Annotated in this window: 2 protein-coding genes; one reads left to right on the forward strand and one right to left on the reverse strand. The window is 73.8% G+C overall.

The genetic code is table 11. The features are described from left to right. A partial coding sequence (locus ESO86_RS16695) for an IMP dehydrogenase (RefSeq protein WP_129235932.1) occupies positions 1-1,046 on the reverse strand: 1,046 nt, incomplete at its 3' end. Positions 1,047-1,302: 256 nt separating this feature from the next. Here ESO86_RS16695 and ESO86_RS19835 point away from each other — a divergent pair. Continuing rightward, on the forward strand, positions 1,303-1,570 hold a 268-nt coding region (locus ESO86_RS19835), incomplete at its 3' end, for a 2-oxoglutarate dehydrogenase E1 subunit family protein (RefSeq protein ID WP_242492429.1).

Here is a 1,570-nt window from a genome sequence, read left to right on the forward strand (position 1 = left end):
AGCGCGAGCGCGACGTCGCGCGGGTACCGCACGCCCCCGTCCGCCCAGACGGCCGCGCCGTGCCCGCGAGCGGCCTCGGAGGTCTCGAGCACCGCGGAGAACTGCGGCCGTCCGACGGCGGTCATCATGCGCGTCGTGCACATGGCGCCGGGCCCGACGCCGACCTTCAGCACGTCCGCGCCCGCCTCGACGAGATCGGCGACCGCGTCGGCCGTGACGATGTTCCCGGCGACGATCGGGATGCCGAGATCCGCGGCGCGGACGGTCCGGACGGCGCGGATCATGCCCTCCTGGTGGCCGTGCGCGGTGTCGACCACGAGCATGTCGACCCCCGCTGCCGCGAGCGCTCGCGCCTTGGCCTCGACGTCGCCGTTGATGCCGATCGCGGCCGCGACGCGGAGGCGGCCGGAGGCATCCGTGTTGGGCTCGGAGACCGTGCCGCGCAGGGCGCTGCGGCGGCTCAGCGTGCCGATCACCCGCCCGTGCTCGAGGATCGGCGCGAAGTCGATGCCGGCGTCGACCATGAGGTCGAAGGCGCGCCGCGGGGTGTCGACGTCGTCGGCGTCGAGCGACGGGATGGCGCCGTGGACGAGGTCGCCGAGCCGGGCGTCGGGCAGCGCCGTCGCGAGGCGCGTGGCCGGGATCGTGCCGGCGTACCGGCCGTCCTCGTCGTGCAGCACGATGCCGTGGCCCTCGACGGGCGGCAGCACCTCGAGCGCGTCGTCCACGGTCCGGTCGGCCGAGAACGCGTGCGGCACGTCGAAGCGGGCGGGGCGCGACTTCACCCACCGAATCGCCTCGTCGAGCTCCTGCAGCGGGAGGTCTTGGGGCAGCACGCCGATCCCGCCGCGTCGGGCGAGCGTCGCCGCGAGGCGCGGGCCCGTCACCGAGTTCATGTTCGCCGAGACGATCGGGATGCTCGCGCCCGACCCGTCGTCCGGCGCGAGCGACACGTCGAGCCGGCTCGTCACGCCGGACCGGCTCGGCACCAGGAAGACGTCGGAGTACGTGAGGTCGTGCCGCGGCGTCGTGCGATAGAACTCCATGCCCACAGGCTATGCCTCGGAGGCGCGGGCGGCTCCCCGGCGGAATCCGCCCCGCCCGCGCTGGGAGGATGCTGCGATCCCCCTCGCGCATGCGCTGCACGGTGCCGAGCGCCGTCGGAAGGGGTTTAGGCTTGTCTGGGCGTCCGCGTCGTGCTGCGCGCCACGCCAGAGGTGAGCATCCATCAATGGAGAGAGTGGGCGAAAGGCTGTGTCGAGCCAATTGACCGGGTCGGGATCCGACGAGACGACGTCGGCGATGTTCGGAGCCAACGAATGGCTCGTGGACGAGATGTACGAGCGGTTCCTCGCCGACCCCAGTTCGGTGGACGAGACCTGGCGCGAGGTGCTCGAGCACTACCGCCAGGTGCGCACCGGCGAGTCCGCCGCGACGCCCGCGACCACTCCGGCGATGCCCGATGAGACCGCGCTGCACAGCGCGGCGAGCGAGCAGGCGGATGCCGCGCCGACGGCGCCTGCCGACCAGCCCGCTCCCTCCGCGGCTCCGGCCGCCCCGACCTCCGAGG

The sequence above is a fragment of the Agromyces binzhouensis genome, from assembly GCF_004135055.1.
In the GTDB taxonomy this organism is placed as follows: Bacteria; Actinomycetota; Actinomycetes; order Actinomycetales; family Microbacteriaceae; genus Agromyces; species Agromyces binzhouensis.